This window comes from Candidatus Methanoliparum sp. LAM-1 (assembly GCF_020885915.1).
GTDB classification, from domain to species: domain Archaea; phylum Halobacteriota; class Methanoliparia; order Methanoliparales; family Methanoliparaceae; genus Methanoliparum; species Methanoliparum thermophilum.
Window position 1 is genome coordinate 543,799 of record NZ_AP025251.1, and the last position, 18,671, is coordinate 562,469.

Annotated in this window: 22 protein-coding genes; 9 read left to right on the forward strand and 13 right to left on the reverse strand. The window is 37.2% G+C overall.

Going from position 1 to position 18,671, the window contains the following annotated elements; genetic code table 11:
• Positions 1–86: 86 nt before the first annotated feature.
• The 4 genes from LPC15_RS03030 to LPC15_RS03045 all read left to right on the forward strand — a co-directional run bounded on the left by LPC15_RS03030 (position 87) and on the right by LPC15_RS03045 (position 3,968).
• Positions 87–1,286 carry an acyl-CoA dehydrogenase family protein gene (locus tag LPC15_RS03030; protein WP_229235241.1) on the forward strand — a complete coding sequence of 400 codons (1,200 nt, stop codon included), beginning with the start codon at positions 87–89 and terminating at the stop codon, positions 1,284–1,286.
• A gap of 11 nt (positions 1,287–1,297) precedes the next feature.
• On the forward strand, positions 1,298–2,434 hold the full coding sequence (locus LPC15_RS03035; RefSeq protein ID WP_229235242.1) for an acyl-CoA dehydrogenase family protein: 1,137 nt from the start codon (positions 1,298–1,300) through the stop codon (positions 2,432–2,434).
• A 104-nt stretch (positions 2,435–2,538) separates the two neighbouring features.
• A complete protein-coding gene (locus tag LPC15_RS03040; RefSeq protein ID WP_229235243.1) occupies positions 2,539–3,138 on the forward strand; it encodes a transglutaminase-like domain-containing protein in 600 nt (199 codons plus the stop codon).
• Between the two features lie 434 nt (positions 3,139–3,572).
• Positions 3,573–3,968: a hypothetical protein gene (locus tag LPC15_RS03045; RefSeq protein ID WP_229235244.1), complete on the forward strand. Its 396-nt coding sequence runs from the start codon at positions 3,573–3,575 to the stop codon at positions 3,966–3,968.
• A 542-nt stretch (positions 3,969–4,510) separates the two neighbouring features.
• Here LPC15_RS03045 and LPC15_RS03050 read toward each other — a convergent pair.
• Together LPC15_RS03050 and LPC15_RS03055 are read right to left on the reverse strand one after the other, a co-directional pair.
• Complete coding sequence (locus LPC15_RS03050; RefSeq protein ID WP_229235245.1) at positions 4,511–5,257, reverse strand: hypothetical protein; 747 nt, start codon at positions 5,255–5,257, stop codon at positions 4,511–4,513.
• A 119-nt stretch (positions 5,258–5,376) separates the two neighbouring features.
• Positions 5,377–5,640 carry a hypothetical protein gene (locus LPC15_RS03055; RefSeq protein WP_229235246.1) on the reverse strand — a complete coding sequence of 88 codons (264 nt, stop codon included), beginning with the start codon at positions 5,638–5,640 and terminating at the stop codon, positions 5,377–5,379.
• 97 nt (positions 5,641–5,737) lie between these two features.
• Between LPC15_RS03055 and LPC15_RS03060 the strand changes: the two genes are divergently transcribed.
• Together LPC15_RS03060 and LPC15_RS03065 are read left to right on the forward strand one after the other, a co-directional pair.
• Positions 5,738–5,881: a hypothetical protein gene (locus LPC15_RS03060; protein WP_229235247.1), complete on the forward strand. Its 144-nt coding sequence runs from the start codon at positions 5,738–5,740 to the stop codon at positions 5,879–5,881.
• A 235-nt stretch (positions 5,882–6,116) separates the two neighbouring features.
• Positions 6,117–7,604: a sodium-dependent transporter gene (locus LPC15_RS03065; protein WP_229235248.1), complete on the forward strand. Its 1,488-nt coding sequence runs from the start codon at positions 6,117–6,119 to the stop codon at positions 7,602–7,604.
• A 238-nt stretch (positions 7,605–7,842) separates the two neighbouring features.
• Here the strand turns inward: LPC15_RS03065 and LPC15_RS03070 are convergent, their stop codons facing one another.
• From LPC15_RS03070 to LPC15_RS03080, 4 genes are all read right to left on the reverse strand, one after another.
• The gene (locus tag LPC15_RS03070; RefSeq protein WP_229235249.1) at positions 7,843–8,013 is read right to left on the reverse strand and encodes a hypothetical protein; all 171 of its coding nucleotides are present in this window, start codon (positions 8,011–8,013) and stop codon (positions 7,843–7,845) included.
• 66 nt (positions 8,014–8,079) lie between these two features.
• On the reverse strand, positions 8,080–8,391 hold the full coding sequence (locus LPC15_RS03075) for a hypothetical protein (RefSeq protein WP_229235250.1): 312 nt from the start codon (positions 8,389–8,391) through the stop codon (positions 8,080–8,082).
• Between the two features lie 45 nt (positions 8,392–8,436).
• The gene (locus LPC15_RS07020; RefSeq protein ID WP_420709487.1) at positions 8,437–8,691 is read right to left on the reverse strand and encodes a helicase-related protein; all 255 of its coding nucleotides are present in this window, start codon (positions 8,689–8,691) and stop codon (positions 8,437–8,439) included.
• On the reverse strand, positions 8,633–8,893 hold the full coding sequence (locus tag LPC15_RS03080) for a hypothetical protein (protein WP_229235251.1): 261 nt from the start codon (positions 8,891–8,893) through the stop codon (positions 8,633–8,635). The genes LPC15_RS07020 and LPC15_RS03080 overlap by 59 nt, the downstream gene beginning before the upstream one ends.
• A 643-nt stretch (positions 8,894–9,536) precedes the next feature.
• Between LPC15_RS03080 and LPC15_RS03085 the strand changes: the two genes are divergently transcribed.
• Positions 9,537–9,809, forward strand: a complete 273-nt coding sequence (locus tag LPC15_RS03085) for a hypothetical protein (RefSeq protein ID WP_229235252.1) — start codon at positions 9,537–9,539, stop codon at positions 9,807–9,809.
• A 245-nt stretch (positions 9,810–10,054) separates the two neighbouring features.
• Here LPC15_RS03085 and LPC15_RS03090 read toward each other — a convergent pair whose 3' ends face one another.
• A complete protein-coding gene (locus tag LPC15_RS03090) occupies positions 10,055–10,561 on the reverse strand; it encodes a DUF6125 family protein (protein ID WP_229235253.1) in 507 nt (168 codons plus the stop codon).
• 151 nt (positions 10,562–10,712) lie between these two features.
• Between LPC15_RS03090 and LPC15_RS03095 the strand changes: the two genes are divergently transcribed.
• Positions 10,713–11,927: an MFS transporter gene (locus tag LPC15_RS03095; RefSeq protein WP_229235254.1), complete on the forward strand. Its 1,215-nt coding sequence runs from the start codon at positions 10,713–10,715 to the stop codon at positions 11,925–11,927.
• Between the two features lie 46 nt (positions 11,928–11,973).
• Here the strand turns inward: LPC15_RS03095 and LPC15_RS03100 are convergent, their stop codons facing one another.
• From LPC15_RS03100 to LPC15_RS03125, 6 genes are all read right to left on the reverse strand, one after another.
• The gene (locus LPC15_RS03100) at positions 11,974–12,516 is read right to left on the reverse strand and encodes a ferredoxin domain-containing protein (RefSeq protein WP_229235255.1); all 543 of its coding nucleotides are present in this window, start codon (positions 12,514–12,516) and stop codon (positions 11,974–11,976) included.
• A 12-nt stretch (positions 12,517–12,528) separates the two neighbouring features.
• Positions 12,529–13,224 (reverse strand): A24 family peptidase, encoded by a 696-nt coding sequence (locus tag LPC15_RS03105; RefSeq protein WP_229235256.1) that lies wholly within the window; start codon positions 13,222–13,224, stop codon positions 12,529–12,531.
• A 55-nt stretch (positions 13,225–13,279) separates the two neighbouring features.
• On the reverse strand, positions 13,280–14,002 hold the full coding sequence (locus LPC15_RS03110) for a UPF0280 family protein (RefSeq protein WP_229235257.1): 723 nt from the start codon (positions 14,000–14,002) through the stop codon (positions 13,280–13,282).
• 3 nt (positions 14,003–14,005) lie between these two features.
• Positions 14,006–14,389: a 4Fe-4S binding protein gene (locus LPC15_RS03115; RefSeq protein WP_229235258.1), complete on the reverse strand. Its 384-nt coding sequence runs from the start codon at positions 14,387–14,389 to the stop codon at positions 14,006–14,008.
• Positions 14,390–14,393: 4 nt separating this feature from the next.
• Positions 14,394–15,890 carry a homocysteine biosynthesis protein gene (locus LPC15_RS03120; protein WP_229235259.1) on the reverse strand — a complete coding sequence of 499 codons (1,497 nt, stop codon included), beginning with the start codon at positions 15,888–15,890 and terminating at the stop codon, positions 14,394–14,396.
• A gap of 74 nt (positions 15,891–15,964) precedes the next feature.
• Complete coding sequence (locus LPC15_RS03125) at positions 15,965–17,017, reverse strand: MSMEG_0568 family radical SAM protein (RefSeq protein WP_229235260.1); 1,053 nt, start codon at positions 17,015–17,017, stop codon at positions 15,965–15,967.
• A 314-nt stretch (positions 17,018–17,331) separates the two neighbouring features.
• Here LPC15_RS03125 and LPC15_RS03130 point away from each other — a divergent pair, with 314 nt between their 5' ends.
• Positions 17,332–18,633 (forward strand): cobyrinate a,c-diamide synthase, encoded by a 1,302-nt coding sequence (locus LPC15_RS03130; protein WP_229235261.1) that lies wholly within the window; start codon positions 17,332–17,334, stop codon positions 18,631–18,633.
• The last annotated feature ends 38 nt before the right edge of the window (positions 18,634–18,671 follow it).

Below are 18,671 nucleotides of genomic sequence, written 5' to 3' on the forward strand. Positions count from 1 at the left end.
AATTAAGTTATTAAAGATATATTTAAATATTATAGGAATTAAATATTATTTTAAATAATAAACGATTAAAAATGAGGTGTAAAAAGATGGATTTCAAATTTGGCGAGAAAGAAGAGGCGTTGAGAGAGGAGATTCGTGAGTTTGCAAGAGAGGAGCTTCCGCCGGGATGGCTTACGGTCATGTTAGAGGAGGAAAGCCGCGACGAAGATTGGGCGTTTGCCATGTCTATATCCAAGAAACTTTCCGAGAGAGGATGGCTCACGATGTCTTGGCCCGAGGAATACGGTGGCAAGGGAGCTTCGCTGTGGGAACAACTGGTATATCTGGAAGAATCTGGGTACTGGGGAATACCAGGCACGATGATGGGTATAAGTGGGGTGGCATGGGTAGGTCCCTCCCTCATGATGTATGGTAGCGAGGAGCAGAAGGAGAAATATCTCCCGTTAATCGCCTCTGGAGAGCCAGACGGTGTTTGGTGCACAGGATATAGTGAACCCAATGCTGGCTCCGATTTTGCCAATATTCAGACCCGGGCTGTGAGGGAGGAAGACGAATATGTTATCAACGGGCAGAAAACGTGGACCAGTGCTGCCCACAGGGCAAGATGGTGCTGGCTTGCGGCTGTAACCAATCCAAATGCCCCCAAAAAGCATCAGCGGATCAGTGTTCTTATCGTGGATATGAAGAGCAAGGGCGTTACAGTCAATCCTCTGGTGAACTATGCGGGATACCACATCTTCAACGAGGTCTTCTTCGATGATGTAAGGGTTCCAGAATCCAGCTTGGTCGGTGAGGAGAATAGAGGGTGGTATCAGTTGATGACCTCTCTGGCATACGAGCGGGGCAGTCTCGGTCCCTCAGGCTATGGGTACAACAAGAGGATACTGGACGAGCTGGTTAGATATGCCAAGGAGACCAATCTCTTCCAAAAGCACGAGATCCGCTGTAAATTGGCTGATATGGCTATTGAAGTTGAGATGCAAAGGATGCTTGTCAGCCAAACGACTTGGAAAATGAGCAAAGGAGAGATGCCCACTTACGAGCCATCGAGAGACAAAGTTTTCAATGACAAGGTGCAAGAGCGGCTGGCTATCACCGGAACAGAGATCCTGGGAGCGTACTCTCAAATAGATCCATTACATCGGGATTCCAGATGGTCCAAGCTTAGAGGTTGCGTGGAGAGTTTATATTGGCTCTTTCCTGGCATATCGATTTCGGCTGGGACGGATGAGATCGAGAAGAACATCATCGGTCAATTTGGGTTGGGGTTACCCAAATCGTATTAGGAGGATAAAAAATGGACTTCGATCTTTCAGGGGATCAAAAGATACTCCAAACATCGGTTAGGGAATTTCTGAATAAGGAGTGTTCCAAAGATAAGGTAAGAGAGTTGGAGGAAGATGAAAGAGGATACGACATAGAGATGTGGAAAAAGATGGCGGAGCTGGAGTGGATGGGTGTCGTATTTCCTGAAGAGTATGGTGGAACAGAAGGGGACTTCATCGACTTAATGATCTTGGTAGAAGAGATGGGAAGATACATTCTCCCCTCCCCCTTCTTCTCCACCATTCTTTCTTCTCTCTCCATCCTGGAATATGGTGATGAGGGACAGAAGGAAAAATTTCTTCCCAAGATAGCCAAGGGGGAGGAGATTTGGACCCTCGCCTTGATGGAGTCATCGGTTACCTATGAAGCATCAGGCATAAAACTTCGCGCCATTCCAGAAAAGGAGGAGTACATTCTCGAAGGAACCAAGCTCTTCGTTCCATACGCTCACGTGGCAGATCGCCTCTTGGTTGTTGCCCGAACAAGCGAGGAAAAAAACCCAAAAGATGGAATCACAGTCTTTATTGTGGATGTTGCAAAGACCAAAGGCTTGGAGGTGGAGGTTATCCCTACTGCGGCACATGACAAGCAATGTGAGGTAAGATTTGATCATGTAAAGGTTTCCAAAGACAATGTCTTGGGAGATGTGGGCAGAGGATGGGATGTGGTGAACTTTATCATCCAAAGGGGAGCGGTCTTAAAATGCGCCGAGATGGTTGGAGGGGCTCAAGCCGTACTAGAAATGGCCAACGATTATGCCAAGGAGAGGGTCCAGTTTGATCGCCCTATTGGTTCATTCCAGGCAATTCAGCATAAATTGGCCGATATGTTTACTGAGATTGAAGGACTGCGATATCTCGTCTATGAGGCGGCATGGATGATAAATGTTGGTTCTCCATCCGATTTACTGATATCTATGGGCAAGGCAAAAGCGAATGAAGTTTATCAGCGAACTTGCATTGAGGGTATCAGAATTCACGGGGCAATTGGATTCACGAGGGAAGAAGATGTTGGGCTCTATTATCTGCGCACAAAGGCAGCGGAGTTTGCTTTTGGGGATACCGACTCTCACAGGAAGCAGATAGCCATCGAATTGGAGCGTTCTTAGACTCCGCACGAGATCTCTAACAGCTACAAAAAAGATTATCAGGAATGGTATAACACTAAAGCATCTTTATATACTATGCTCAAGAAGAAAAAATTCGGGATAGCATGATGAAAGAATATCTGAGATCTACTTATTTTATGGATTGCGACTCTCTTCTTATTAAAGACAAAGCCAAAGAGCTTGTTAGAAGCACCGACCATGAATTAGATAAAGCAAGAGAAGTTTTTTATTTTGTGCGAGACGAGATAAAATATGACCCCTATCTATACTCATCCGATGCGGAAGACTTCATAGCAAGCAAGATCTTGAATCGTGGGGAAGGATACTGCGTACAGAAAGCAGTTTTGTTGAGCACTTTGGCAAGGGCTGTAGGCATTCCCTCCAGATTGGGGTTTGCCACCATCAGAAATCATCTCGCACCAAAGGAACTTGTTAAATTTTTGGGTACCAATCTCTTAGTTCATGGGTATAGTGAACTTTTTATCGAAGGGAGATGGATCAAGGCAACTCCTACATTCGATCTTAAAATGTGCCAGAAGATTGATGTACCAGTGGTAGAATTTGATGGAAGAAAAGATGCAATCTTACCCAAATATAACAATAAAGGAGAACCTTATATAGAATATATCAAATATCACGGCTCTTATAGTGATCTCCCCCTAGATCGAATATTAAAGATTGAGATGGAGACTTATGGAAAATAAATTTGTATGGTATAGATTACGTCTATAAAGATGGGAAAAGAGCTAAATTTTGCTCAAATTGTAGCACAGAGATAAATCCAAAGCGAGATATGCAAATATTTGTTTATAGAGGGCTTTGTGAAACTCCTTGAATATTTCTCAATTTACAGGTTTTAGAATATCATCTATGCACAGCCTCCTCTCACTTTATCAACTTAAAGCTTTCTCCAATACTCTATATCTCCTATTGAACCTATAATCATTTTATCTAGACTTTAAATGTAATATCACCAAATACACGATTTAGTCTATCTTCCATCTTAAAGACATATTTTGGTGGATTTGCTCAAAAGTCGAAGTTTTGTAACATCCAAAAATCAAGATTTTAAGACTTTCAAGATAATTAAGCAATAATCTTTTAAATTGAATTTTAAAAGGTATACGGAAGCGATGAAATGAAAGAATTAACAAACCTTATAACAATTAATACGAGCTATTCAAAAGAAAAAGCGGTAGAGATTCTTAAAAAGAATGATTATGACTGTATTTTTCTGGATTTAGCAAGAAATCAGGAGGATTTTATGAGAGCAATAGCGGAAGGAGCCGATTATGAGTTTGTTATAGAGAAGATGAATGAGCTTGGTCTGGTGAAGGAGCCTGAAGATGCACAGGATTACAAAGCAGCTAAACCATTATTTGAAATCTTACCATCGTTGAAAGCTAATTATAATACAACTATATACTGTTATAAAAAAGATTCATCTCTTTTTCTTTCCAGAGATATCGCCCTAAGGATATTATTATTATTAACAGTAAGAGGTAGGATAGGCGTGATAAAGACGGATGAATGAAAGGATCTCCTGCGAGACGATATTTATTACGAGATAGAATCAGCAAGAAATGATACGGAATATATAGCCAGTAGAGCAGGAAAGAGAAATATATGTATAAATGCATCAGAAGATCTCTTAACCGCTCTCTCTATATTGGGCTTTTAAACAAGAGAGATCATAGTTGATGAGCCATGCACGCCGTTAAATATATTAAAGAGGAAAATAAAACAAGAAATCTTTTATAAAAAATTCTTGAAGGATGAAGAGGTGAGAACATTAATAGAAGAACATTTAAAATTTGTGGGTATGATTATGGAGTTGGGATACGAAGATGCATATAAAAAGATTGCGAATTGTTAAGTAAAGTCTCCAATGAACATTAGTATAGTTGGATATGTCTACAAGAGACACCTCTGTGAGATCTTTCAAAGTGTTTTAGCCGGTTTGAATGACTTGGAGAGCAGATTTTACCAGGTTTATACCGTGTAAGCACCGAGACAAAGCTTAAAACAGATTTTATAGGTCTGTCAATTTCTCTCTCGAGCACAATATCGATTGTTTTACTGCGCGGAAACATACTCTATAGTCCCCCCTCCCTGAAGGCTTACTTTCATCAATATGTTATTTTCATTGTACCATGCGATATGCTTTATTTCGAACTCGTAATTCGGTATTTTGCTCGCAATATCAATCTGAACTCTGCGGCACATATAACTCTTATTGTCGGCGTATATTTCTTCCTTGCCTTTGCCTGTTATTTCCATATCTAAAAGACCTATATACAGAGAAGGTCCCCACAAATATTTGCATTTTAAAGGGGTAGTGGAGAGATCATCCAGCAATCCGCTAATCACAATATAGAGATTAATATCATCTATCACTACTTCCTTTTCCGTCTTTAATGTTTTTATCATTGAAAGGTCTTTATAGCGGGATGTGATTGTTAGCTCTTTGTTCAAAGGATCTATAGAAATCTCCATTACCGATGATCCCTCTGCCGCAGGAGTTGAACGATTCTGATAGAGGAGCTCTAAAGTGCTTTCATTTATGTAGCTGTAACAGGTTTTTTCTTCTCCTGATGAATAGACCTCCTTATACTCTATTCTGTAGCATGGTTGGTCCCTATATGTGGATTTTTTGATAGAATATGTCAGAAGGGCCAGCTGTTTACCATCATTGTCAACAAGTCTGTAAGTGTAAGATTTACCATCTTTCAGCATACCACTATCCGAAGTAACTTGGTTTACCCTGATAACCTCGCCGGAGGCGGTAACGTAATGCTTTGCTTCTACTGGATAAAGAACCATGCCAAGAAAGAGGAACACCAATAATAGTGGGATAATGATTGATCGCTTCATATATCACCACACTTTAAGGTTTTTTAGCATACCCTCTAATGTTCTATCCATAATTTTTCCTAATTCCTTTATTGTCCTTTTATCCTATTGTCTTGTTCATATTTATATCTACCTCTCGGGAGTAGAATAATTTTTTTAAAATGGTATGGTACTGTTCCCATTGCAGTAAACACTTTCACATAACCATATTTTTCTAAGATGTCAACTGCATCATTTATTTCTTCGGGAGTTAAACCTTTTAACTTTTGCAATTCAGGTCCTTCGGTATAGTAGTCAGGTGGCTGATTGACAAGAACAGAAAGGATATTTTCAGCATTTTCTTTAACTAACATAATCATTTCACCTCATTTCATTTAATAAAACATTCCACATATAAAAAGATAGCAAGACGATATGCAGGATAAAAATTATATCGACTATGGTTAGAAAGTGTTTAAGAGACCTCTATTGATGTGTACAGATAGAGATTTAACAAAAGGATTTTTGTTAAATCTAAAATTCATGTCGAAGACTATCTCTTCGGGATCTCTCGAACATATTGTTGAAAGAGGCTCTATTCATGGTATCGATTGAGAGATACTTAACAACGCTTACGGCCTGCAGTTATTACGAATAACGAAATATTTCTTCTGTTAAATCCTTATTTTAAAAAAGAGGCAAAAATCTCTCTAATTATTAAAGGAGAGAAAAAATAGGAAAAGAGGAAAAAAGAATATATCTCTAAAGAGTAAAAAAAGAGAGTAGATTAAAGTCTCAGCGATCTGTAGATAAATAAATTTAATTAAATATAAGGTGATACATAAAGCTTATGGTTAAGAGGGAAACATGGAGTAGCAAGGCTGGTTACGTCTTCACAGCGGTGGGTTGTGCTGCTGGGCTTGGGAATATGTGGCGATTTCCATATCTTACATTTAAATATGGTGGCGGAGCATTTTTCATACCTTATTTGATTTCGGCTCTTCTCATAGCAATACCCCTGCTCTATCTTTTGCTGAGTATCGGACACATGGGCAAAAGTAGCCCACCAAGGGCTTTTCGCAGTATTGTAGGAAAAAAAGCTGAATGGGCTGGTTGGATTCAGGAACTCTGTATTCTTATACTCAACTCTTATTATGTTGTGATAACTGCGTGGGCCATCTGTTATATTGCGTTTTCTAGTTATCTTCCATGGGGGGAAGGAGCAGAGGCCGTTTCTGGCGTGAATAACTTTTTTTATAATGAATTTATCGGGTTATCAGAAAGTATTGAGATTGCTGGAGGTTTTTCTATACCCGTGGTAGTTGCTACAATTTTAGTGTGGTTTTTTATATATCTTATATGTTCTAAAGGTATAAAAAGGATAGAAAAAGTTTCAGTATATTTTGTTTTTCTAGCATGGATCTTATTAATAATATTTTCAATCAGAGGTGCGATGTTGCCCGGTGGTATTGACATTGGTTTAAGAAGCTATCTTACTCCAGATTTTTCGGCGATGCTCGATCCAGAAGTATGGGCATCAGCTGCTAGCCAAGCAGCATTCTCTTTGGCACTGGGTGGGGGAATGGCTGCCTACGCCAGTTATTTGCCAGAAAAAGCGGACGTAAATAAGTATAGTTTAATAATAGGCTTTTTAAATATGTTTACATCGATTCTTGCAGGCTTTGCAGTATTTAGCAGCGCAGGTTTTTTGGCGTATTCACTTGGGGTAGAAGTTTCAGAGGTGACTCTCTCTGGCATACCTTTGCTTTTTATAACGCTTCCAACAGCTATTTCAATGATGCCTGCGATGTCGCAAGTTTTTGGCATATTGTGCTTCACAAGTATCTTTATGCTTGCCTTTACCTCTGCCTATGGGATAGCGGGAGCCTTTATCACCACTCTGATAGACAACTTCAAAATTTCAAGAAAAAAAGCCACAGCACTAACAATTCTTATACCAATGACTCTCAGCATATTCGTCTTTGCCCGAGGCTTTGGTATGCACTGGCTGGATATGGTGGATAGGGGAGTATGCTACTATGGGGTGATGATAGGAGGTTTGGTAATGTGCATAATCTTTGGTTGGGTGTATGACCCCAGCAAACTACGAGAACACACAAACAGGATTTCTACGATACATTTTGGTAGGTGGCTAGATATAATTATCAAGTTTGTGATCCCAATCGTAATAACATTCGAGATTGTATGGGGGCTTTTTGTCTCAGGAGACATCTATGGTTATGCTGGTTATCCCTTCTGGGCATCGGCTTTAGGTTTATGGGGCTTAATTGGTATAGTTCTTATATTCTCATTTGTACTTCCAAAAATAACCAAATAAAGAAAATACAAAATGTTCTTGGTTGGAGTACGAATAATTATAGTTGAAATATGACAAATCTATTACCTGATATGCCAGATGACGATAGTAACCACAAAGCAGATGAGATGCAAAAATCTGATGTAAATCTATCCTTTTTGTATCTTTTTGTAGAATCATCTCTTTGTTGGAAAGAAATTGCCCTCTTTACCGTATAGCCTATTATAGACCTCTTCTACCAACATTCTCATATCACTTGTCAGATGGGTAGCACGGAAAAAGAATATGCATCCCTGTAGGTTGGCGGGATATTCGGGTCTTTCTCTACCAGTGCACCTAAATCTACTGCGTAGGCTGATATTGCGGTTGATTCTGATTCTACATCCGAGTGTAGTCTTACAACTTCTGTCCATGGTTTTATATCGCTCACTTTTTCACCTCCTTAATTTTGTCAATAACTTTTCATCAACCATTGCATAAAGCGGATGCCCGGGACTTAGAGAACAGCATCAACATGTGTATCTTTCTCCAGGTCTTCTTTATGAAAAGTAATCTTTTTATACTCTGATTCTGGTTTACCGTAGTGCCTTACAGATTCCAGTTGTTCGGAGCGGAAAGAGGTGGGAACATGGAGGATCCGTAACAGACCATCTGCTCTTTTCTCAACCTTTAATCCAGCTAGTTCTACTGAATTTCGGAAGTATTTCTCTACATATTCAGGTATAAGCCTTTTTTCTTCCGCCTCGAAATTCTTCTTCTGAAAACTGCCGAAATCCACATATGCACGAGCTAACGCAATTCCAATCATCTCTTCATATTTCTTTAGTTTCTCAGGATCAATCTCTTCAATAGTTTACAGATATTCCTCAAGCCGATGAGGATTATAGGCTGCTTCCCTTAGAATTTCTGCTAAATCTACATAATTGAATATGTAAACATCCCTTTTTTGTCCTATACGATGGATTCGACCCATTCTCTGCTCAAGGCGTGCAGGATTCCAAGGTATATCATAATAAATTATGAGATGACAAAATTGGAGATTTATCCCTTTACCAGCTGCCTCTGTGGCAACACAAATCTTCCTGAGCTTTTTTACTCTGATAGACATCCATAAGGCCGTTAATTCTACATGTAGAGAATCCCCAACCTTCAATTTGCTTTTTTATATAAGAGAGAGTATTCCTGTATTCTGTAAAAATCAGAAGTTTTCCTCTGCCATCTTTGAGTTCTGCAAATTTTGCTTTATCTAGACATTCTTTGAGAGCTTTCAATTTAGTATCCGTTGCCTGCTCATAAACAATCCTTGCCATCTCAACAAGATCTTTCAGGGATGCTATCTCTTCATCTATTGCTATATCCCTACGTCTTTCTAATAACTTGACTTTCTCTTTAGCTGATATACTCTCAAGTTCATCTAAAAAATCCTTCTGCTTTTGTAATCTTCTTTTAAGGCTTTCATAAATTGCATAAGTAGAACTTGCCAGACGTCTTTGGAATACCGTCCTAGTTAATGTGTCTGATTCGCCCAGTTCCCTGTATTGCTAAAAACCTGTTCAGATAATTTGTTATCACCTCGTAAAGTTCATATTCATCAATACTTAATTTAAATGGAACAGTTTTCGCACATTTTTTTGTAAATAACGGTCTACCATTTAAGTCACATAAATTTTATCCTTTTTTAGAGATGGACTCGCGGCATCATACCTTTCTTGAAAGGCGGTAAAGCACGGTGTTCCGCTTGGCCTTGGGTGAATACTAAGCGGCGCCCGGCAAAGAAGAATAACCGCTCCACGTTTGGGATCCGAAGTCGGCCACCACTAGACCGTTTGCTTTTTTTTGCCGCCTCGTAGCAGTTGGCGGCCACCTCTAGTATCGGAAGAATTGTCAGCCGTTCTAAAAGTCGCAGAAAACTTAAAAGAATGAATTTCTAATTTTTAAATAAAAAAAAGCGAGGTGAAAATCTGCAGTGGGAGACACTGTAAAAGAGTTATGTTGTTTAATAATGCAAGTTTAGTATATATAAATCTTTCGGTTCGTCAAAATGCGATAAGAACGATCGATCAATTTTTAAGACATATTATCAGACCCGAAAAAGAGTTGGAAGTCCGTTACATAAAAAATGGTCGTTCTCATAGCATACACTACGATTTAGAAGAGTGGGGATTCCACTCTAAAGATCCACGTGATGAAAGCGGTAGAATAGCAGAAGAGTTGGAGAGAGATTAAGCGGACAATAAACGTATATGTTGGTGTAAATGAGAGAGAACATGGAGGAAGAGACTCAGAGAGTGTCTTGTATATTAGGAATGTGTTCTTCGATCTCGACGCAAAAGATTACGAGGGAGATAAAGAAGAGACATTAAGAAACGCAAAGAGTCTTATCTCTATTTTTGAGAATGAGTTTGGGCATGTAGAATATGCCATCATCGATTCTGGTTATGGCTATCACGTCTACTTCCCATTCGGGAAAATCATATTTTTTTCCTTTTTACGGTCTGTTTATTGATTACAGAGTATAACCTGTAGTTTAACGCCTTTGCTAAACCATCCAATCCTGGTTGATTCTCTAATTTCAGGAGATTTTTAATAGAATACGCCTCAAACGGGGAGAATCGAGACCAACAAGAATCATTACACCTTTTTGCGTCGTTCATCCCTCTTTCAGCCTCTACTGTTTGAAACCAGACTCCATCGTTTGCCAACCAGTTTGTTCCTATAGACTTAATCAGAGAATCCAACTGCTCTTCATCTATCTTTAAAAGCGGTAGAGGTATGCCATCTTCGATATCAAAACCTAAAGTTCTTGCAAATCTATCTATAAATATTTTATAACTCTGAGAATAGACATCTTTTAATGCAGAATACGCTTTATTTTCTCCTAATTGATGTTCTATTTCTGTAAACCAAAAGACATGGTGAAATGCTATCCTGTGTAGATAATCAATTAGTAGCTGAGCTTTTTCTTTATTATTATCCATATATATCATTATATATACTTTACTATGATAAGAATAATTAATTAAATTGGCGGTTTAAAAATAAATGATATGATCTAAATCCAATATAAATAAATCAAGAGAAGTATAGAAAATGATAAATATGAATATAGCTTAAATATTCCTCTAAAATATGCAGAATCATACAAGAAGGGCTGCTTATCTATCGATCATCCTGCTGGGTATAGTAAGCTTGATGGGAGATATCGTCTATGAAGGAGGAAGATCGATAATACCATACTTTTTGGAGTTTTTAGGTGCATCTGCAGTATTGATAGGATTTGTTGGAGGATTAGGAGATTTTTTGGGATATGTTATCCGACCTCTGGCTGGTTATTGGGCTGATGTTTCCCAGAGATATTGGTTTTTTACATTTTTAGGATATTTTCTGATTATATCGATACCATTCTTGGCTTTTGTAATTTTTTTACCTAATAAGTGGCAGCTAGGTATGGCAATAAGTCTGATAATGATCGAAAGAGTTGGTAAAGCATTAAGAGCTCCCTCAAGAGATACTATTCTCTCAATAGTAAGCAAAGGCGTCGGTTCTGGAAAAGCATTCGGTATACATGAGACTTTGGATCAAATAGGCGCGATAATTGGACCGTTGATCATCGGATTGTTGGTATCCTCTGCTATCGATTTTACCAATATATTTGGAGTGTTGTTCATACCTTTCTTGATACTGTTGTTCGCTCTTGGGTATGCATATAGAAAGATTGAGAATCTACCTATTATGGAGGAAAGTAGGAAAAATGCAAGGAGGACAGGCATAAAAAGGGAAAGGTTGAACAAAAAATTTTACATATATTCTTTTGCAGTCTTCGTAAACAGTATGGGACTTATAAATATACTATTAGTAATCTCTGAAGCAGGACATATTCTACCTGAATACGTATGGTTTGGACCTATAATATATGTTGTAATCATGGGTGTAGATGCCTTGGCTGCTTATCCTTCTGGGTATTTTTATGATAAGATAGGAATAAAATTTTTGATAATTCCTTTTATTTTCACCGCATTAGCATCTATAATGGTTTTAATCAGCCATGATATATATACGATACTTATTGCATCAATGTTATTTGGCATCGTTCTTGGAATACAAGAATCGGTTTATAGGGCTGTAATTACAGACGTGGCACCGTTGGAATCGAGAGGTACGGCATACGGTATATTCAACACGATATATGGGTTGGGACTTCTTATCGGTGGTGTGATTTATGGATTCTTCATCGATCTTAGTATAAACATCATGATTGTATCATTATATGCAGTGATAACCCAATTTATTGCTATATATCTACTTTTAAGATGTATAAAAGATAGTAAGAACAAAATAAAGTAAAAATAGATGAATAATAAATAAAATACTAATTAAAGAATACACTAAGCTATCTATCAAAGAAAGGGTTTTTTCCTTTTATGGTAAGAGGAATTCCTAATGCGATATCTCCTTCTATCTGTCCTAATTGAAGCGCAGCAACTCCCACCCTATACATAATCCTGTTGTCTATATTGAACATGCTGGCAATTTTTACAGCAGAACCTATCGCAATACCCATATCTATCAGCTTGAATGCACAGATAGGACCATAAAAATCCTTTCCTTTTCGTCTATTATCTACTAAACCGTTACAATCTAGACCACACGCACCACAATCCAATCCAGCATATTTTGCCTCCTTTACTCCGATTAATATCACTACCAAAGCATCGTCCACACTTTTTGCATCCCGTATAAAATTCTTATCTCCGTTCTTGGATAATGATCTCATCTTATCGGAGAGTTTTTTTAAATCATCTCCAAATACCATAGAGACGTTCAGATCATTGATACCTCTCGTCTTAGGTGCGGTTATCATAGATGCTAACATATATTTTGCAATCTCTATAGCTGTTTCTTCTTCTATTTCTTCTAATCTCTTTATAATCATCTTTAAAATCTCCTATATAGATATTATTCCATATATTAAATCGCCGTAGATCAATGCTATAATAAAACCAATAAATATAAAGACCATCAAAGGTATTTTAGGTGAAACCCAGGCATAATCATCATCCTCGTCCATAACTCTCATCTTTACCTCATCTATCTTATCCTTCTCCTTCTTTAGACACATAAACATATAGTAACCTTTATCGCTTCTTTGGTCTCTTGGAAGCTTTAACAAGTTATATACTAGTATATAGATTGGCACAGATAAAGAGACGATAAACGTGTCTACCAATACTACCAAAGGGAAGATAGTAAGGGGAAACGCTCCGATTCCTGTCAAAGGACTGATCATAAGAGACGGTTCTAATGGCATTAACGGATATCTTCCAAAAATAGGATAATGAGTGAATAAGACAGATAAGATTATAAATAGTTTAGCATCCGCTCCACCAAATCCTCCGATAGCAAATATAAAGTATGATACGAAAAAGACTATTATGAACGATACAATATACCAGATTACTTCTGCAATATTAAAGGTTATCGAATATTCTACCGCAGCAAGAATAAGCCCTATAAATAATACAGGCAACCAGACTTTATTTGTGACCTTTCTCCATTTTATATCAGAATAAGAACAGAATATCAACAAAACAAAAGTTACCAATATTCTTAATATGTCGATATATTCAAGAGTAGTAGTCATTATTCCATATCACCAATCCCAAAAATTAATAATTAATCTAATATAAAGCCTTTTTCTAATACGGCTTTGTTATAAGTTCTTTGTCTACATTCGCACTAACTATCAGAGGAAGATCACCTAATAACGCCACTTTTTCATTCTGAACAACCAGAGATCCGATTATATCATCATTTTCATTCATAATACTCTCTATCTTTTTAATCTCATTATTGAAATCATTATGGATAAAATTACCGAAAGCAGTCGCCGCTGCATCTGCTAAAGATACATCTTTTGAAAAAACTGTAACAGCATCAGCATCTCCTAAACTTATAGAAGGTCCTACCCTACCTGATGATGTACATATACCTATTATATCATCACGTGGTTCTATCTCGAATGCATACTTGCAACTAATTGGAGACGACCCGGCATAGATCCCTACATAGCATACTTTATCGTTTATAATAGCGATATCTCCTCCATTATCCACGATAGCATATCTCGATCCAGCCATTTTCATCTTTTCTACGGCTATCCAGGCGATCGTTCCAGCAACCGCCGCCATCGGCCCAACTCCAACTTTTTCAGATGCAGAAACCATTCTTTTCACCACATCCGGCACATCTTTCTTGGGCTGATAAGGCTCAAAGGTTATATAAAAAAAAGGATCCCGTTTTATATAATCTTCTAAATCCATTCTGGCAGAGATTATCGCCTTTTTCGCTATATCAATATCTCTCTCTTCGTTAGATAATATCGATACGTTCGTCTCTTTGATATTAAATCTTACTCTCATATATCAATAATCAATGGTAAGAGATTCCGTCGGACAGAGATCGATGCAATTTTTACATATTATACATCTTGACGAATCCATCTTTACCTCCCAATTTTCCGATATTTTAAAAACATCGACAGGACAGATCATAGAACATATACCGCACATAACACAACGATCTAATCTTCTTTTTATCGGCTCTTTCAGTAGATCTACTTTGATACCCCGCTCTTCAAATGCTTTTTTTACATCTTCCCATCCATCTTTGACATCTACTATCATATCTGCCTTGTTTGTCTCGATATTTACCTTTTCTAAGTTTATCAATACTTTTGTCTTCAAAACTATATCAGAAACAATCGGTTTTCTGACGAGATTAGCTGGAATCTGAATCTTCATCTTCATATTACTAACCCCTAACCAATTTGCTTAAATCAGAGCTGGATATCATGCCTACAACCTCTCTGTTAGGATTTATGACAGGCATTGCAGATATGTTATATTGTTCTAATCTTCTAGCTGCCACATCTACAAGGTCATCCGGACCGATACAAATAACGTTTTTACTCATTGCATCTTTAACTTTTTTATAAAAGCTACCTTTTGCAACAGATTTTGCTATATCCCATGAAGTGATTATACCGGTCAACCTGCCTGCTTCCGAAACAACGGGCATATGGTCTATCCCGTTCCTAACCAAAACTTTCGCTGCCTCTTCTATCGAAGTATCCTCTTCTATAAAGACCACCCTTCTGGCCATCAGATCTTTCACCATCGGATTTACTTTTTTCTGGTACATGGGTTTGATCTTTCCTGATTTAGGAAGCGATTCCACCGGTAGAGATAATTTAAAAGATCCCTTTAAAATCTCCCTCTTTAGTGTTTCTGCAACCTCTTTTGCTTTAAGATAACTCGACATTGGAAACGTCTTAACCTCTTTACCGTTCAGGTCTACAAAACCAGATTTTAATTCTTCATAAGTTACTCTTCTTAATATAGGCTTATCTCTCCTTTGAATACCATAATCGACTAGATTTGTCACGACATCTCTATCTTCTATAGCAGTCGCCTTTGCCATCTCTTCATCCAATATAGGAATGGGTATCCCTAATCCTATATAAAGCGATATACCATACTTATAGATTTTTGCAGCTCTTATAAAGTTTGTATTCATCTCTTTAAGATTTCCTCTTACCATAAGAGTACCAAACCCATTTTCAGGATCATGCTGTGTTCCTTCTCCGATCACATAACCTTTCGCTCCGGCTAAAAATATTCTCGTTCCTATACCGATGGTTCTATATTCAGGGTCATTAGATAGTGGAGATAATAATCCAGAACCAGAATAAGAGATATTTTCAAAATTAGGGAATAATGGACCCATATAAGTATAAAGTACTCTATCACTAGAGTTAGTAGCCGCATTGTATTTTTGATAACCGTTCCTTGGATTGACCATAATTGCCTGATTTAAATCATCTATTGTGATTTCTGTTTCAAGGCTTTTAAGCGGATAACAGTCAGTTCCATAAGATTCTGCCCTTAATTCTATCTCTTTTTTTCCTATCAAATCCTCTATAACATGACCACCACCATACTCTAATGTAGGTCCTCGTGCCTGTTGAGCGGCACCTATATAAGCATCTACCGCCGCAATTCCAGTAAACGCCTCAACATTATTCAAAAAAACTCGTTGCATCTTAATTGGAGGATCTGAGTGGCCAAAATTCAAAAAAGCCCCTGAAGAACACATCATTCCAAAGGTGCCTGTTGTAACAACATCTATCTCTTTTGTCGCTGATTCTAACCCCAACTCTTTAACAATATTTGGCATCTCATCGGATGTAACCACCCTGGCACATCCTTCCGATATTTTTTGGTTTATCTCTTCTATGCTCTTTTTCATCTAAATACAGGTAATAATTTTGTTTTACTTAAATGTTTTTTAGATATATGCTAACCGATCATATTTTAATTTAATTATTCAAATACGTCCAATGCAGAACATGCCCTACATTTGACGCATCCTGCTTTACTCTTCTTCCATGATAAGTTTTCTTTAAGGATAGACGCAACAGATTCATATATATCTTTCATCCTTTCAAACGATGGTGGAATGGCATCTTCCATATAAGAGCCAGGAATTGGATTTATTGGAACGACAAACGGATAGATACCCATACCTGCCAAAGTCTTACATCCTTCGATCACAGATTCGTCGCTTTCTCCTAAGCCTATTATAATAAAGCTACTTACCTGATTTTCACCAAAAATATTTACAGCGTATTCTAACGCTTTTAAATATCTATCAAATCCTATTTTTGCTTTAGCCGGTGCTATATTCTCCAACACCTTCTTATCAAAAGATTCTATATGTATCCCCACCGTATCAACACCTTTACTGTACAGATTTTCCATACGTTTAAGATCCTTCAATGGCTCAAATTGGACATGAACAGGAATTTTAGCGGCATTTTTAATTGCAGATGCACAGTTACCAAGTATCTTTATCTCATCCTCTTCCTTTAAAGCTCCTATAGTCAACGTAACATGTTTAACATTATCCAGTCGTTTTGCAGCCTCGGCCACTTCTGCTATTTCCTCCGGTTTTTTGATATCAAGGGTAGATCCCTTCGATAAATCAATTCCACAAAACTTACATCTAAGAGGAGTATCCCAATAGATGCAATGTTGAACTACGGTTGTAGCTAGGCAGTCTTCCCCGTGCAACAGCGCAATTTTGTTATAAGGTATGCCATCTTTTGTCTTTAATTTGTAAAATTGCGGATTTGGTATCTTTACATCGATTATCTTCTCGTTAAATTTCTTTAAAACATTGTTATCGAGGCTATAAGGAGAATCTGCTACAAACTTGGCAAAAGTAGGTACGTTTGCTACAGTATTTCCAAATATAATATTTTTTGATCCTGCAGGTCCTGCACCGCCTTTTCTTCCTTTATCTTCTGCAGATATTCTTACACCTTTACTAAACAGATCTATTTTTAAATTGCTTATAAATTCTTTTTTGGTCATTGTTAACTTCTTTTTTTATCCTCTTAATAGATTTTGTTGTAATTTTATATATCAATTTTTACATACATTCTTAATCTTCATCTATATCATTCCTTATCTCTGTTTAGATAAAGTAAGAATGCATAGATTAGATTAATTATCAAAATTTATATAGTAGATATAAATAAAGGATTGGCGATTGATAACAAATAAGATAGTGAGGTGATATATACTATGCCATGTGGAAGGAAGAGAAAACGAGCAAAAATGAGAAAACATAAACAGAAAAAGCTTAGAGATAAGATGAGACATAGAAAAAAATAGTTTGTTTAACGATGAAAAAAAGTTTAGTAATAGGAGGAACAAGCAGTGGAGTGGGAAAGACTATAATAACATTAGCATTACTTCACTTATTAAAAAACAAAAATTTACAATCGTTTAAAGTTGGGCCAGATTTTATAGATCCCTTATATCATAAAGCAATCACAGGTATGCCATCCTATAATTTGGACTCTTTTTTACTATCGGAAAATACTATCTTATCCTCCTTTTATTCTAAAAATTTCGATATCGCGATAATAGAGGGAGTAATGGGTCTGTTCGATGGATTAGGGCCGGATTTTTATGGAAGCACCGCCCATATTGCCAAGATAATAGGTTCTCCTATCATCCTTGTTATAGATGGAGAAAAATTGTCTTACAGTGCCGCTGCGATATTACACGGTTTTAAAAACCTGGATAAAAGTTTAAACATAAGTGGTGTAATATTCAATAAGATAGGTGGAGAAGGACATCTAAGAATGTTAAAAGATTCTGCAAAAATGGCAGGAGTTGAATTTATAGGAGCTATACCAAAAAAAGATTATTTTAAAATATCTGAGCGGCACCTTGGATTGGTTAATCCCGAAGAGAAAACATTTAATACAACTATGCTCGATGAGATGAGCGAATTTTTAGATATAGATAAGTTATATGAGTTATCCGCAATAAACCATCCCACCAAGATAAATATTTCAAAAAACACAGGCAAGAATTTTTCAAAGATAAAGATTGGTGTCGCACTAGACCGAGCATTCTTTTTTTATTATCAGGACAACCTTGACTTCTTTAAAGAAAGAAATGTCAATCTGGTATTTTTTTCTCCATTAAAAGATGAATTACCCGATGTAGATGGATTGTATATCGGTGGAGGGTATCCAGAACTCTATGCCGATAAATTAGAAAAAAACGAGAAGATAAGATCCCAGATTAAAAAGAGTAGGATACCTATATATGCAGAATGTGGAGGCATGTTATATCTCTTAAGAAGGTTAGATTCGAGAGAAATGTGCAGTATTTTTAATGCAGAAGCTAATATGACAAATAAACTACAATCGATAGGTTATACTGTAGCAGAAACTGTTGAAGATACTTTAATTGCCCCTAAAAATTATTTGATAAAGGGTCATGAGTTTCATTATTCACAGATATCCATCAACGAGAATTTTGCATATAGATTAATAAGAGGAAAAGGAATAAAAGACGGAAAAGATGGTCTTTTTCGTGATAACGTTATTGCAAACTACATGCATCTGCATGCGTTGAGCGACCCCTTCTTATTCGAGCATTTTTTATCGAGATGTCATGATGGAGCCTAAATACAATAAGATATAAATTGAGCCTTAAGATAACGATA